Here is a 15,272-nt window from a genome sequence, read left to right as displayed (position 1 = left end):
AGAGAGCATTATGATTTTTAAGACTAAAAAAGACACGAAATATAGTTATGTAGAAGCGGGTGAAGGTCACCCAATGGTGCTTTTGCATGGTCTGATGGGAGGTTTGAGCAACTTCGATAAGATGATTAATTACTTTTCGGATAAAGGGTATCAGGTCTTTGTTCCTCAATTGCCTATTTATGATCTACCGATTCTAAACACCAATCTTGCTTCGATTTCCAAATTCGTTGCAAAGTTTATTACAGATATTATTGGGAAACCTGTGACTATCGTTGGGAATTCCATGGGTGGACATATCGGATTGATTCTCACGACATCTCGTCCGGAACTGGTAAGGAATCTTGTTCTGACCGGAAGTTCTGGTCTATATGAAAGGACTTTTGGTGATAGTTTCCCAAGAAAAAGTGATAAAGATTATATTAAAAGAAAAACCCAGGATGTTTTTTATGACCCTATCGTAGCCACTGATGAGCTGGTAGACGAAGTTTTCGCGGTTGTAAACGATAGAATGAAAGGTATAAAAACGGTGATGTTAGCGAGAAGTGCTATCAAACACAATATGCTGAACGACCTTCCTAAAATTACTTGTCCAACGTGCATCATTTGGGGAAAACAGGATAATGTGACACCTCCGGAAGTTGCAGAAGACATGCACAAATTCATCCCGAATTCTGAATTGCATTGGATCGATAAATGTGGGCATGCTGCTATGATGGAAAAGCCAGATGAATTTAACGATATTCTTTATGGCTGGCTTAAGAAAGTAATGTAAGTTTTACTTAGAAATAAAAATATTCCGAACCATTAAGAAATTGATTTTTAATAAAATAAATCTGATTCTTAATGGTTTTTAAATTATGAAAATATGGTAATCAAAACCGCAGAATTTGTAAAAAGCAGTCAAAAATGGCAAGATTGTCCGGAACCAACTTTGCCGGAATATGCTTTCATCGGGCGTTCCAATGTTGGGAAATCTTCCCTCATCAATGCGATGATGAATCATAAAGACCTTGCCAAGACTTCACAAACTCCCGGAAAAACACAATTGATCAACCATTTTTTGGTCAATGAAAGCTGGTATCTTACAGATTTGCCAGGATATGGTTATGCCAAGGTTTCTAAAAGTCTTCGAAAAGATTTTGAAAAACTCATTACCAATTACATCCTAAACAGGAGAAACCTTGTCAACCTTTTTGTTCTGGTAGATATCCGTCATACACCACAAAAAATAGACCTTGAATTTATGCAATGGCTTGGGGAAAGCGGCGTTCCATTTTCCATAGTTTTTACAAAGGCGGATAAGCTAAAATCTGGCGGAGCTGATAGAAATGTGGAGATTTATAAAAATGAATTACTTCAAACTTGGGAAGACCTACCTGATTTATATATTACTTCTGCAGAAAAGAAGGAAGGTGGTGATCTGATTTTAAAATTCATTCAGAAAACCAATGATTTTCTGATTAAAAATAAAGTAAGATTCGATGACTAATGTAGATTGGAAGATCAAAACGTTTTCCGAGCTCGATACGACCGAACTTTACGAAATTATAAAAGCCAGGATCAACGTATTCGTTGTAGAGCAAAATTGTCCTTATCCGGATTTGGATGATTATGACCAAAAAGCCATTCATCTTTGGGCAGAAGGAGAAGGCGAAGTTTTGGCGTATTGCAGAATTTTTGATAAAGGCATCAAATATCCGGAAACATCCATCGGAAGGGTTATAACAACAGAAAAAGGAAGAGGAACAGGATTAGGAAAACAATTGATACAATATGCAATTGAAGTTATAGAAAATCGATTAAGGACTTCGGAAGTTAGGATTTCTGCACAGGATTATTTGTTGAGGTTTTATTCCGGATTTGGTTTTCAGGAAACAGATAAAAAATATTTGGAAGACAATATTCCTCATACAGAGATGTTTAGAAAATAAAAAAGAGTCTGAAGCATGGCTTTAGACTCTTTCTGAAAAATGAATGTATCTTGCTTTGTGTTTTTACGGTTATTAATCTGGGTGCAAAGTTAGAGACATCTAACTACATTTCCTTACGGGAAACCGTAAAAACGAAAAATATTTGATTTTTTTTTTAGATTATTCCTAGATCTTTGCAACAGGCAATCAGTTGTTCGTTGTTTTTTACCGTCAATGCTAACTTCATAGCGTTCATTCTTTTTTCAATACTGCTCAAGCTGCTCGGATAGATCTCCCTTTCTCGTAATATCTTGGGAATATTTTTTTGTAAAACCCCGTCTGATAACAATTTTAGAAGGATAATATCAAAGTTGCTAAATTCCAGCGTATTCATACTTTTTACAGGGAGTTTTAAATCGTGGGAGACATAAGTCTCATTATGATAAATGGCTTCAATAGCTTTTTTAAGTTCCTTGGAATCAGATCTGGCTTTTCTTACAAAAGCATTGATGTTTAACTCATTGAATAATAAATCTATTACGCCTAGTCTATGCTCGGCGGAAAAAACAATCACTTTCAGATCAGGATGTATATTCCGACAGGATTTTATCAGATCTCGACCATCTTTTATAAGTTGTTTTCTATGGTCCTCTTCAAAAGAAAGATCTGTGATCAAAACCTCATAAGCCAAAACCGATTCTAATGATTTTTTTACCTTAGAAAAGGCGTCATCACAATAGTAAACGTAATCGACATTCTGAACAAATAGATTCTCCAGAACTTTTTGAACAGAAAAATTGCTGCTTTCGTGATCTTCTGCGATCAATACTTTACTGAACATAGGGACAATGTTTTATTGAGATTTTTAAACCTCCGGAAGGACTTTTTTCTATGACCATATTTGAACTTATTTCTTTCATACGGGACTTCATGTTGGTAAATCCATTTTTCTCTACAAAATCGTCGGGCAATCCCACACCATTGTCAGAATAAATGATCTCGTAAGAATTATTTTCTTTTCCGAATCTTAGTATGACTTGCGTTGCAAAACTATGTTTTTTCATATTTACCAGTAATTCTCTGATGATATGGTAAACATCTTCTTTAAAGGCGGGACTCAGGTTTTCCCAAAAATCGGACTCATTACCAATGATGATTATTTTTGTATTATCATTGTCAAAGGAACTTATCAGTCCAGATATTTTTTCATTAAACTCCTGCTCCAATGTATTGTCGTAAGAAAGATCCCGCGATTTTTCATACATCAGTTCCAGCTTGTCGAGGATTTTTGCTCTCGGGAGGTCTTTTTGGTTTTCGATGGTTGTCATTACCTCATATATTCCGTTTGCAACCACGTCATGAACTTTTTTGGAAAGGTTCAGACGTTGATATTGCAATTTGTTATTGGCCTCTAAAATGAGTTTCTCTTTTCTTTTCTTGATCCATATTGAGACAAAAAAAGTAACAATGGTCACAATTATAATAAGAGCCCAGATAATGATTTTTTGACGTATAATAGCATATTGACTGATTTCTTTTTCTTTTTGGAGAATCAGATTTTCGGACTTTGCTTTTTCGCTTTCAAAACGAATCAAGGCAAATTGATTTTTTGCCCTATTCTGGGCATTTATAAGACTATCCTGAATTCTAGAGTATGTATCGAAATATGTTTGAGTATTGTTCCCATCCGAAAGCTTGATCAGAGTTTGTAGAGCTTCTAATTCATCTGCAGGGTATTTTAGTTTCTTTGCGAGGCTCAGCATTTTTTTTGCGTAGAACTTTGACGAATCGGATTTTTTATTGAGGTAATAGGCCGATAAATAAGCATATGCAGCATCTTCTGTCCAGCTATCGTTTAGCTTTTTACTTGATCTTTCTGCTGATAGATAATTAGGTACAGGATTATAATTACTATCCTCAAACCATTTTGACCTGGAAAAATTAAGTAATAACTTAGGATAGAATTCACTTTCAGTACCAATGCTGTCAATTAGCTTTTTGTAGATAGCTACTGCTTTTCCGTATTTCTTCTCATTATGAAAAATAATAGCAATATTATTAAACAGCATCAGCTTGTCTACTGGATTGTTTGTAAAGAGAAGTGCTTTGTCGTAGAACCGTTTGGAGTCCATGTAATTCTTAAGGTTATTAGAAGCAACACCGAGATTATTGTAATTACAGGATAGAAAAGAATGGTGGGCTGTATCTTTTTCTTTTAAAAATTTCAAAGCGAACAAACTTGTTTCGATACTTCCAAAATTATCCCCGGCATTTTCCTGGGTAATGGCCATGTTTACGAGGCTTTTTCCCATGCCAAAAGAATCTTTTCTGTGGAAGAACAGTTCTTTACCTTTGTCCAAATAATAGAAAGCACTATCATATTCGTTCCTGTCTAAGAATGCAAAAGATTTCTCGTAATATGGATTAATCTGTTTTTTTTGCGGAGTTGTTTTTGGTGAATCTATATTTTTAGAACACGAGAATAAGAGTAATACGAATAAACAAAAAATAGATTTTGGCAACTTTTCCAATTTATCCGAAATTTAAGAAAAAACAATAATAAAAGCTTAGTATTTCTAAAAAATATCAAGCGTATTGATTATTTTTGTTGCCTATATTTGGACTTGGATGTCAATCAATACATTAGAACAATATCTTCCCGAGAATACCCTTCCCTTTCTTAAAAAATGGTTTGCGGACCATTATATTCATATAAAGATCACAAAAAATAGGAATAGCAAACTCGGTGATTATAGAAGAATGCCTGACAGATCACACCAGATAACGGTTAACTCCACATTGGATCAACAACTTTTCTTTTTTGTCCTGACCCATGAGCTGGCTCATCTTATTGCTTTTGAGAAGTTCAGCTTCAGCATCTCGGCACATGGAAAAGAATGGAAAGATACTTTCAGAGAAATGCTTCTGGAAAGTATTGATATTTATTCCAACGATTTGAAGCCAATTATTAAGAGGTTTGCAAAAAATCCGAAGGCCAATTTCATGGCAAGTCCAGAGCTTGTCCGTTACTTTCACATCGAAGAACCTGACGGAAATAATATCTTTATTGAAGATTTAGCAATTAATGACAAGTTTCATTATAAAGGTGAAGCGTATATCATATTGGAAAAAAAGAAAAAATCATATCTTTGTATCCATTTGAAAAATTCAAAAAAATATTTATTCAGACCTTTGGCAAAGGTTGAAAAAGTGACTGTAGATGATGAACAATAATTATTGCGTAATAATGGCCGGAGGTATCGGAAGCCGTTTTTGGCCAATGAGTACTCAGAAATTCCCAAAACAATTCCATGATATACTTGGAACGGGTAGAACAATGATTCAGCAAAGTTTTGACCGGATCAATCAGTTGATTCCCACAGAGAACATTTATATTATTACAAATCAGGAATATGTAGAGCTGACACAACAACAATTACCAGAGATACCCCTCGAAAATATTGTTGGTGAGCCAGCTATGAAGAATACTTCTGCCTGCAATCTTTACATGGCAAAAAAGATAGAAGCGGTTAATCCCGATGCAAACATCATTGTTATGCCTGCTGATCATTTGATTTTGAAGGAAAATACCTTTTTGGAAAAAGTATCGTTAGCATTCAAATTAACATCAGAAAATGATTACCTGATCACATTGGGGATCACACCTACTCGACCGGACACTGGTTATGGTTACATCCAATTCATTCAGGAAAAGAATGAAGTTTTTTCTAAAGTCAAAACCTTCACAGAGAAACCTGACCTCGAAATTGCCAAAAGTTTTATAGAGTCTGGTGATTTTCTTTGGAATGCAGGGATTTTTGTCTGGAGCGTAAAAAGCATTTTAAAGGCATTCAAGAAACATTTGCCAGAAATGACAAATCAATTCAATAGTTGCGAATATAACTGTGATGCAGAAAAAGAATGCATAGATCTCGTTTATCCTACAGTAAGTAAAATCTCAATAGATAACGGGATTTTGGAAAAAGCAAATAACGTCTATGTTATTCCTGCCAATCTTGGTTGGAGCGATCTTGGGACATGGACATCTGTCTATACCAATGCAGATAAGAATGATGACAATAATGCAGTAAACTCTAAAAATGTTTTGACATATAATTCCAAAGGAAATGTCATTAGAATCAAAAATCAAAATAAAGCGGCTGTTATCGATGGACTCAAAAATTATATTATTGTTGATACGGAAAAAGCATTACTTATTTGCCCACGTGATAATGACCAGCTTATAAAGGATTATGTTCTAGACCTTAAAAATCTAAAAAAAGGCGAACGATTTATGTAGCAAGAAACTATTTCTCAAAAAAATATTAACTCTTTGATTTTCATCAGGGAGTTTTTTTTATTTTTGGTAAAACAAAACACAAATGCTTGTCAAAATTTACGGTGCGGCCATTCATGGTGTTTCTGCACAGATTATTACAATAGAGGTCAATGTGGATCAAGGCGTCGGTTATCACCTGGTTGGGTTGCCGGACAATGCCATCAAAGAAAGTAGCTATAGGATCTCTGCGGCTCTTAAGAACTCCGGTTTCAAAATCCCCGGAAAGAAAATTACGATAAATATGGCTCCTGCAGATCTCCGCAAAGAAGGTTCCGCCTATGATATGAGCATTGCTCTTGGCATATTAGCTGCTTCCGACCTTATAGAAGTAGATGATCTGGGACAATATTTAATTATGGGAGAGTTGTCTCTTGATGGTAGTTTGCAGCCAATAAAAGGTGTTTTGCCAATTGCTATAAAAGCCAGAGAAGATGGTTTCAAAGGAATAATTCTTCCAAAGCAAAATGCAAGAGAAGCGGCAATCGTCAATCAGCTGGATGTTTATGGTGTGGAAAACATCAAAGAGGTTATTGATTTTTTTAATGATGACCAGCCCTTGCAGAAATTCGAGATTGACACCAGAAAAGAATTTCAGGATAAGGTCAATCATTTCCCTTTTGATTTTGACGAGGTGAAAGGACAGGAAGCCGCAAAACGTGCAATGGAAGTTGCAGCTGCCGGCGGACATAATATTATACTGATCGGTTCGCCGGGAAGTGGGAAAACAATGCTCGCCAAACGTCTCCCGAGCATATTGCCGGCACTTAGTCTCAAAGAGTCTTTGGAAACAACGAAGATCCATTCTGTGGCAGGAAAAATGGGGACCGAAACATCATTGATAACAATTAGGCCTTTCAGGTCTCCCCATCATACGATTTCAGATGTAGCACTTGTCGGAGGAGGGAGTTATCCCCAGCCGGGAGAGATCTCTCTTGCCCACAATGGTGTCTTGTTTTTAGACGAGATGCCCGAATTCAAGAGAACGGTTCTCGAAGTAATGAGACAACCTCTGGAAGATCGTGTCGTAACTATTTCACGAGCCAAATTTACAATAGAATATCCTGCGAGCTTCATGCTTGTCGCAAGTATGAACCCCAGTCCCAGCGGTTATTTTCCGGATGACCCCAATAATACTTCCTCAACTATGGAAATGCAGCGGTATATGAACAAACTGTCCGGACCTCTTTTGGACAGGATTGATATTCATATCGAAGTTTCAAAAGTAGAGTATGAACAATTAGCCGAGAAAAAGAAAGGAGAAAGTAGTGAGAGTATCAGGCAAAGGGTAAATAAAGCGAGAGACATTCAGAATGAAAGATATAAAGATTCTGAAGTCAATTATAATGCGCAAATGGGACCAAAAGAAATCGAAAAATACTGTGAACTGGATGAGTTTTCCCAATTGCTAATAAAAGCGGCTATGCTGAAACTCAATCTCTCCGCAAGAGCCTATGACCGGATACTAAAAGTTGCAAGAACAATCGCGGATCTGGAAAATTCGGAAAATATCCAGGGAGACCATATTTCTGAGGCAATACAATACAGAAGTCTGGACAGAGATTTTTGGAACGCTTAGTTTAAATCAACCATAATAGTCCTCCATATCTATACAATATAAATTATACAAAAAACCAGAACCAGGTGTTGCAGGCGGTGGCAACAAGAAATGGTATGCTAATGCATTTTTGAATCAAGAAGTTTCTATCGATGATTTGGTTGCCAAAATAGAGAAGTTTTCAACCTTCTCAGAAGCCGATATCCGTGGAGTACTAATTGCAATGGAGAATGTTGTCAAAGAAGAAATTTGCAATGGCAACATTGTGAGACTGGATGTTTTGGGGAGTTTTTACCCATCACTTTCCAGTGAGGGCGTAGAGGATGAGAAAGATTTCACGGCTGCTAATGTTAAAAATGTGAAGATTATTTACAGACCGGGCAAGCGCATCACAAAAGCTCTTTCGCAAGTTGACTTCAAAAAGAAAGGCTAATATGATTAAGCTGTTAGTTTCCTGAATAAAAATGAGCGGCTTCCTGTTTAAGAATTAGTAGCTTCTCGATTGGCAACTAATAGCTTCTCGTCATTTAACCGGTAGCTTCTCATTTTATTAAATAGAGCTTACAGTTTTTTATTTCTTAATTAACGTGAGTTTGGTATAAGTATAAGATTCAAATATCAATAGGAATGGGGCTGTTCCCATTTTAGTAATTGTAATTCCAAATTGAGCTAAAGCCCTACATAAAAAATAAAAAGGTCTTGATTAGAACATTCCGCCATCATCAGGATTCTCAAAGAATACATCGATTTCCAACTTTCCAGATTTGGCAGCTGCCACAGCAAGCTGGTCACACAACTCATTTTCAGGATGTCCGGCGTGTCCTTTTATCCAATGAAACTTTGGTTCATGGAGTTGATATAATTTGTAGAAAGCTTTCCAGAGGTCGGGATTTTTCACATTCTTCCAACCTCGTTTGATCCAGCCATAGATCCATTTTTGATTGATCGCATCTGCAACATATTTGCTGTCGGTAAAGATATGGACATCATTATCAGAGGTTTTCAGATTTCCAAGAGCAACGATAACGGCCATCAGTTCCATTCTGTTGTTGGTTGTTTTTCGGAAGCCTTTGGAATAGATTTTCTGATATTTTTTTTCGGGAACGCGCATCAGTATTCCGTAACCACCAGGTCCTGGATTTCCGCTGCATGCACCATCGGTAAAGATTTCGATTCTCAAATTAGAAAAAGAATTTAGAATGGCATATCGTCATCGTCATCATCATTCATTGCAGAACCGGATAACTGATTGTTATTAGGTAATCCAAAAGCTGCTCCCGGATCGATCGTGATATTGATCTTATCAAAGCCGGAGGGCTCATCTTTCTGTCCGAAGTTGGAAGGTGTATATTCGTAATTCGTTCCAAGGTCTGCAAACTTACCAATGTTTTTGTGGAATGCCAATCTTACATCCGCTGTAGCACCATTTCTATGTTTGGCTATGATGATCTCGGCCTGGTTTTCTGTGCTGGTTTCTGCGCCATCTTCGTCATTATCCCAAACAGCTATTTTGTAATATTCTGGTCGGAAGATGAAAGAAACGATGTCCGCATCCTGCTCGATGGCCCCAGATTCACGGAGATCAGAAAGCATCGGTCTTTTTCCTGGACGTGTTTCCACACTTCTGGATAACTGAGACAGTGCAATTACCGGAACATTCAGTTCTTTTGCAATGGCTTTCAGGGATCGAGAAATCATAGATATCTCCTGCTCACGGTTTCCGCCTCCTTTCCCGGAACTGGCTGTCATCAGCTGGAGATAGTCGACCATAATGATCTTTACGCCATGTTGCATTACCAATCTTCGACATTTAGCACGGAAATCAAAAATGGAAAGAGAAGGCGTTTCATCAATATAAAGAGGCGCATTTTCTAATGCAGAAACATTGGTAAATAATCTTTGCCATTCATCATCTGACATTTGACCCTTTCTCAATTTCTCTGATGATATTCCGGTTTCGGACGAGATCATCCTTGTGATCAGCTGAACCGAGGCCATCTCCAGGGAGAACAATGCCATCGGAATCTGGTGGTCTACACAGATATTTCTAGCCATCGACAGAATGAAAGCCGTTTTACCCATCGCCGGTCTTGCCGCAATAATGATGAGGTCTGAGTTCTGCCAGCCTCCGGTTTCCTTGTCAAGGGCGGTAAATCCGGATGGAACTCCGGATAGGCCTTCTTTATCTTTAAGCGCTTTGATTTTGTCAATCGCTTCTTTTACTAATGAATTGGCGGTATCAAATCCCTTTTTAATTGTTCCGTTCGTGATCTCAAAAAATGATTGTTCCGCTTTGTCCAGCAATTCGAAAACGTCGGTTGATTCTTTGTAGGAACTATCGATCACGTTCGCCGAAACATTGATCAAAGAACGAAGGATGTATTTTTCAAGGATCACGCGTACGTGATATTCGATGTGTGCAGAAGAACTCACACCCATTGTCAAATCGATGATGTAATGGTCGCCGCCGGCAAGATTCAGTTTCTCATTCTTTTTAAGGTCTTGGATCACGGTCATCAAATCAATAGGGGAGTTGCTCTCATACAACTTCAGGATTGACGCAAAAATGGTCTGATGTCTCGGGTCGTAAAAAACTTCGGGTGTCAATAAGTCTATGGAATGGTCGAGACCTTTTCTGTCAATTAGAAAAGTTCCAATCACAATTTTCTCAAAATCCAGTGCATTGGGCGGCATTTTGCCATCCGAAATAGAGAGTTCCTTTGCAAAATTACCCTGCGTAAGCGATGATAATGTTTCCTTCTGTACCATCTTACAAAGGTAGAATTTTTTGTAAAGTTTGGAAATTTAGTTTTAAGCAAACAATCCACAGGAAATTGTTGATAAATCATTTTTTTTGTAACAAAATGTACAAAGCTCGAACTTAATATATAGGAAACACAATGATATTCAGAAATCATTAAATTTAATTAAAATTAACTTTATGCTACAACGATTTATCCGATTAGAATTCAAAAATTTTTTCAGGTCCAGTTCGTTGGCCGCCAACATTATTGTCAAGATTTTCCAGCTTTTGGGTATGCTGTATATTCTTGCCCTGTTTGTGTTATCTGCTTTCGGTGCATTTTATTATCCGAAGCAGGAATTGCATATCGACCCATTGCCATTCATTAGTAAGTTTCTTATTTATTGGCTGATGGCAGATTTGTTTCTGAGATATTTTTTCCAGCAGATGCCAACACAGAATATCAAACCATTTCTGACGATGAATATCAAGAAAAGTACGTTGGTCAATTATATGATCAGCAAAACCTTTCTGTCATTTTTCAGTTGGGGTGGACTTTTTATTTATGTTCCGCTGTTGGGAATTTTGCTTTATAACGGTTATTCTGTTTTAGGAAGTTTTGCATGGATTTTTGCATTAATCATTCTAAGTTTCAGCATCAATCTGATTAATATCCTTCTGAACGGTAAAGACTTAGCCGTTTGGATTATCGGTGGACTTTTGATTCTTGCAGGCGGATTGGATTACTACAATATCATTGCGCTATCAACCGTTTCAGAGAAGTTTTTTATGCTATTTTATAAACACTGGTTTACGATTATATTGCCGATTGCACTATTCATTATTCTCTACATCATTTGCAGAAAATTCATATATGACAATTTCTATCTCGACAAAGGTCTTGAAATGAAACAGGAAGTCGGGAAAACAGAAAATATTCAATTTCTTAATAAATACGGCGTTCTCGGCACCTTCATCAACAATGATATCCGAATGATAAAACGAAGTAAGGCTGCAAAATCCATTGCCTTAGGAAGCTTTCTATTTTTGTTTTATGGACTGCTATTGTTTAGTTCTCCGGCTTACAAAACCGCTTATATGCAGTTGTTTATGGGACTTTTCGTAACTGGTGGGTTTCTGTTTTTATTTGGGCAAAGAGTTCCGTCGTTCGACAGTTCTTACTATCCGCTGATGATGACACTGAACGTTCCTTACAAAGAATATCTGAAAGCCAAATGGTGGATGATTGTGAGTGCTGTGGCCGTGAGTATGGTTTTGGCAGTTGCTTATGCGTTTGTGAGTTGGGATCTGTATTTTACGTTTTTGGCGGCCGGACTTTACAATGTCGGTGTCAATTCTCAGGTTGTTCTGTTGTCGGGCGCATTTAACAAAAATCCGATTGACCTCAATGCGAGGGGAAAAACATTAGGCAAGAAAAATAATTTCAGTTTCAAAAATATCCTACTTCTTTTGCCTCAAATGGTTTTACCAATGGCGGTTTTCGGAGTTTCAAAATACTTTTTCGGGACAACTGCAGCTGTGGCGAGTTTAGGCGTTTTGGGATTGATTGGTTTTTTCCTAAGAGAACAATTCTTCGATTTCATTGTCAAATTGTATAAAAAAGAAAAATACTCAACCATCAAAGCTTTCAAAGGAAATTAAAATGATTTGGGCAGCTATTTCCGTCTTCCGCTCCCAATCTTTTTATTTTTTTGCAAAAAACAAAAAGGATTTCCGCTCAAGCCGGGCTGCGAGAGATTCAACTTTTAAACCACAACCTAAATCCTAACATCTAATACCTCAATAAAAAAATGATAACAATAAATAACCTCTCCAAAGTTTACGAAACCAAAAAAGTCTTATCCATAGAAAACCTCGATTTCCTCAAAGGTCAAACCATTGGTTTGGTTGGGAACAACGGTGCGGGAAAAACCACATTATTCAGTCTGATTCTGGATTTGATAGAACCAAGTTCTGGATTTGTTTCCATAGACGAAGAGAAAGTTAACGAATCTGAAAACTGGAAAAACAAGGTCGGTGCTTTTATCGATGAAACTTTTCTGATTGGCTATTTGACCCCGGAAGAATATTTCTATTTCTTGGGAGAACTCAGAGGGCAAAGCAAAGCTAATGTTGATGAGTTCCTGAAAAATTTTACCGATTTCTTCAACGGCGAAATCCTGAATGCCAAAAAATATATCCGCGATCTTTCCAAAGGAAATATGAAAAAAGTCGGAATCATCGGCGCATTGATTGGAACGCCTGCTATTATCATTTTGGATGAACCTTTCGCAAACCTTGACCCTTCAACTCAAATTAAATTGAAAAATCTTATCAGGGATTGGTCACAAAACTCAGACTCCACATTCCTGATTTCCAGCCACGATTTGGCTCACACGACAGAAGTTTGTGAAAGAATTGTGGTCATCAACAAAGGCGAATTGGTAAGAGATATCCAGACTTCTCCGGAAACTTTGAGAGATTTGGAGCAATATTTTGCAGACCAAGTTTCTATTAATGCTATTTAATGTCTCGCGGATTTTGCAGATAAAGCGGATTTAAAATTTCATCTGCTAAATTTGCGAAATCTGCGAGAATTTTTCTCTGAAAAATAAAGCTTCAGGATTTCTGAGGCCTTTGTATTAATGTGAAGAAACGGCTTTCAATCCAACGATGGAAGCAATCAAGGTAAAAATAAAAAACAAACGCCAGAATGTCGCCGGTTCTTTGAAGATAAAAATCCCGACCAAAACAGTTCCAACAGCACCAATTCCTGTCCAGACAGCATAAGCGGTTCCCAACGGAAGCGTTTGTGTTGCTTTGATTAGGAGAAGCATACTTGCAACCAAGGATATTCCAAATCCTGCGTACCAAAGGTAAGATTCTGCGCCCGATGTTTCTTTTGCTTTTCCCAAACAAGAGGTAAAACCGACTTCGAAAAGACCACCGAGGATTAATAAAATCCAGTTCATATTCTATTTATTTATACTGTTCTTAATAAATCAACCCTTTCAGAACCTCGATTCTGAAAGGGTTTTATAATTTCTAAAAGCTATTTTCTATTTCAAGCTTCCCACCATATCTTCCGGCTTCACCCATTCATCGAATTGTTCAGCAGTTAATAGTCCAAGATTGATTGCTTCTTCTTTCAGAGTCGTTCCGTTTTTGTGAGCGGTTTTGGCAATTTTCGCAGCGTTTTCGTAACCGATGTGCGTGTTAAGCGCAGTTACTAACATCAGAGATTTATCAACCAATTCTTTGATTCTCGGCTCATTTGGCTCAATTCCAACAGCGCAATGGTCGTTGAAAGAAATCATCGCATCGGCCAACAACTGTGCAGATTGTAGGAAGTTCGCAGCCATAACAGGTTTGAAAACATTCAGTTCATAATTTCCTTGTGTTCCTGCAAAAGAGATTGTTGTATCGTTCCCCAAAACCTGTGCACAAACCATAGTAATCGCTTCATTTTGAGTTGGATTCACTTTTCCTGGCATAATAGAAGAGCCTGGTTCGTTTTCAGGAATGAAGATTTCTCCAATTCCCGAACGTGGGCCCGATGCCAATAATCTGATATCCTGAGCAATCTTGTAAAGCGAAACTGCCAATTGCTTCAAGGCACCATGTGTTTCCACTATTCCGTCGTGTGCTGCCAAAGCCTCGAATTTATTAGGAGCAGTCACAAATGGTAATCCTGTAAAATCTGCAATATATTTCGCTACCAAAACGTCATAACCTTTTGGCGTATTCAGACCAGTTCCAACAGCAGTTCCGCCAAGCGCCAATTCTTTCAAATGGTCAAGCGTATTGTTGATTGCTTTTTTCGCATAATCCAACTGCGCAACATAGCCAGAAAACTCTTGTCCCAAAGTCAAAGGCGTTGCATCCATCAGGTGCGTTCTTCCGATTTTTACAATGTTCTGATATTTCTTCGCTTTTTCGTCCAGCGTATTTCTTAGTTTTTCCAAAGCTGGCAAAGTCGCTTTTACCACTTTCGTGTAAGCTGCGATGTGCATTGCTGTTGGATAAGTGTCGTTGGAAGATTGGGATTTGTTCACATCATCATTTGGATGAACTTCTGTTTTCTCGCCCAGTTGTCCACCGCTGTTCACGTGAGATTTGTTAGCAACAACCTCGTTCACGTTCATATTAGATTGTGTTCCCGAACCGGTTTGCCAAATTACAAGAGGAAATTGGTCGTACAATTCGCCTGCAAGAATCTCATCACAAACTTTCCCGATTGCATCTCTTTTGTCGTTGGAAAGCACGCCCAATTCAGCATTGGTGTAAGCCGCCGCTTTTTTCAGGTAAGCAAACGCATCGATGATTTCGCGCGGCATACTTCCTTCCGGACCAATTTTGAAATTATTTCTGGAACGCTCCGTTTGCGCACCCCAAAATTTGTCAGCAGGCACTTGCACCTCGCCCATCGTGTCTTTTTCGATTCTGAAACTCATTATATTTGATTTAAATTTTTAATTACCACAAAAGTCACAAAAGAAATTCATCAACTCAGAAACATTGTTCTTTACTAAGTTTTCGGCTTTGCGACCTGGAAACAGGTTGTAAGATTATAATTCTTTGCGGACTTTGCGTTTAAAAAAAAATCAGGCAAAGTCAACATTTTTACAACCTTACGAAAATACTAAAAAGTCAAAATTCAGCAAAATGAAAAAAATCAATCCGGAAATTTTGTCAAATAAAATAAAAACGTCTATTTTTGCTCAA

General features: G+C 37.6%; 15 protein-coding genes. 9 read left to right on the top strand and 6 right to left on the bottom strand.

From position 1 onward, the window contains the following. The first annotated feature begins 10 nt into the window (after positions 1-10). The 3 genes from RTX21_RS16520 (at position 11) to RTX21_RS16510 (ending at position 1,931) form a co-directional block, all read left to right on the top strand. On the top strand, positions 11-772 hold the full coding sequence (locus RTX21_RS16520; protein WP_312769401.1) for an alpha/beta hydrolase: 762 nt from the start codon (positions 11-13) through the stop codon (positions 770-772). Between the two features lie 93 nt (positions 773-865). Continuing rightward, positions 866-1,489, top strand: a complete 624-nt coding sequence (gene yihA / locus RTX21_RS16515) for a ribosome biogenesis GTP-binding protein YihA/YsxC (RefSeq protein ID WP_312769400.1) — start codon at positions 866-868, stop codon at positions 1,487-1,489. Beyond that, positions 1,482-1,931 (top strand): GNAT family N-acetyltransferase, encoded by a 450-nt coding sequence (locus RTX21_RS16510; RefSeq protein ID WP_312769398.1) that lies wholly within the window; start codon positions 1,482-1,484, stop codon positions 1,929-1,931. The genes yihA and RTX21_RS16510 overlap by 8 nt, the downstream gene beginning before the upstream one ends. Positions 1,932-2,085: 154 nt before the next feature. Here RTX21_RS16510 and RTX21_RS16505 read toward each other — a convergent pair whose 3' ends face one another. Both RTX21_RS16505 and RTX21_RS16500 read right to left on the bottom strand, forming a co-directional pair. After that, the gene (locus tag RTX21_RS16505) at positions 2,086-2,751 is read right to left on the bottom strand and encodes a response regulator (protein WP_312769397.1); all 666 of its coding nucleotides are present in this window, start codon (positions 2,749-2,751) and stop codon (positions 2,086-2,088) included. Then, entirely contained in the window at positions 2,741-4,441 is a 1,701-nt protein-coding gene (locus tag RTX21_RS16500; protein WP_312769396.1) for an ATP-binding protein, read from the bottom strand. The genes RTX21_RS16505 and RTX21_RS16500 overlap by 11 nt, the downstream gene beginning before the upstream one ends. Positions 4,442-4,538: 97 nt before the next feature. Here RTX21_RS16500 and RTX21_RS16495 point away from each other — a divergent pair, with 97 nt between their 5' ends. The 4 genes from RTX21_RS16495 (at position 4,539) to RTX21_RS16480 (ending at position 8,237) form a co-directional block, all read left to right on the top strand. Further along, complete coding sequence (locus RTX21_RS16495; protein ID WP_312769395.1) at positions 4,539-5,144, top strand: SprT-like domain-containing protein; 606 nt, start codon at positions 4,539-4,541, stop codon at positions 5,142-5,144. Further along, a complete protein-coding gene (locus RTX21_RS16490; RefSeq protein ID WP_312769393.1) occupies positions 5,131-6,210 on the top strand; it encodes a mannose-1-phosphate guanylyltransferase in 1,080 nt (359 codons plus the stop codon). The genes RTX21_RS16495 and RTX21_RS16490 overlap by 14 nt, the downstream gene beginning before the upstream one ends. Positions 6,211-6,292: 82 nt before the next feature. Next, a complete protein-coding gene (locus RTX21_RS16485; RefSeq protein ID WP_312769391.1) occupies positions 6,293-7,825 on the top strand; it encodes a YifB family Mg chelatase-like AAA ATPase in 1,533 nt (510 codons plus the stop codon). Between the two features lie 25 nt (positions 7,826-7,850). Then, a complete protein-coding gene (locus RTX21_RS16480; RefSeq protein ID WP_312769583.1) occupies positions 7,851-8,237 on the top strand; it encodes an HU family DNA-binding protein in 387 nt (128 codons plus the stop codon). Positions 8,238-8,507: 270 nt separating this feature from the next. Here the strand turns inward: RTX21_RS16480 and rnhA are convergent, their stop codons facing one another. Beyond that, positions 8,508-8,984 carry a ribonuclease HI gene (gene rnhA, locus RTX21_RS16475; protein WP_312769389.1) on the bottom strand — a complete coding sequence of 159 codons (477 nt, stop codon included), beginning with the start codon at positions 8,982-8,984 and terminating at the stop codon, positions 8,508-8,510. A gap of 14 nt (positions 8,985-8,998) precedes the next feature. Continuing rightward, complete coding sequence (dnaB, locus tag RTX21_RS16470; protein WP_312769387.1) at positions 8,999-10,573, bottom strand: replicative DNA helicase; 1,575 nt, start codon at positions 10,571-10,573, stop codon at positions 8,999-9,001. A gap of 172 nt (positions 10,574-10,745) precedes the next feature. Here dnaB and RTX21_RS16465 point away from each other — a divergent pair, with 172 nt between their 5' ends. Both RTX21_RS16465 and RTX21_RS16460 read left to right on the top strand, forming a co-directional pair. After that, positions 10,746-12,209 (top strand): DUF5687 family protein, encoded by a 1,464-nt coding sequence (locus RTX21_RS16465; protein ID WP_312769386.1) that lies wholly within the window; start codon positions 10,746-10,748, stop codon positions 12,207-12,209. Positions 12,210-12,358: 149 nt separating this feature from the next. After that, complete coding sequence (locus RTX21_RS16460) at positions 12,359-13,075, top strand: ABC transporter ATP-binding protein (protein ID WP_312769384.1); 717 nt, start codon at positions 12,359-12,361, stop codon at positions 13,073-13,075. Positions 13,076-13,189: 114 nt separating this feature from the next. Here RTX21_RS16460 and RTX21_RS16455 read toward each other — a convergent pair whose 3' ends face one another. Both RTX21_RS16455 and fumC read right to left on the bottom strand, forming a co-directional pair. Next, on the bottom strand, positions 13,190-13,519 hold the full coding sequence (locus RTX21_RS16455; protein WP_312769383.1) for a multidrug efflux SMR transporter: 330 nt from the start codon (positions 13,517-13,519) through the stop codon (positions 13,190-13,192). Between the two features lie 87 nt (positions 13,520-13,606). Then, complete coding sequence (gene fumC, locus RTX21_RS16450; RefSeq protein WP_312769382.1) at positions 13,607-15,001, bottom strand: class II fumarate hydratase; 1,395 nt, start codon at positions 14,999-15,001, stop codon at positions 13,607-13,609. Positions 15,002-15,272 lie beyond the last annotated feature (271 nt).

Origin of the sequence: Epilithonimonas sp., from assembly GCF_032054305.1 — a bacterium.
Lineage (GTDB): Bacteria > Bacteroidota > Bacteroidia > Flavobacteriales > Weeksellaceae > Epilithonimonas.
This window is presented reverse-complemented; position numbering and strand designations above follow the sequence as displayed.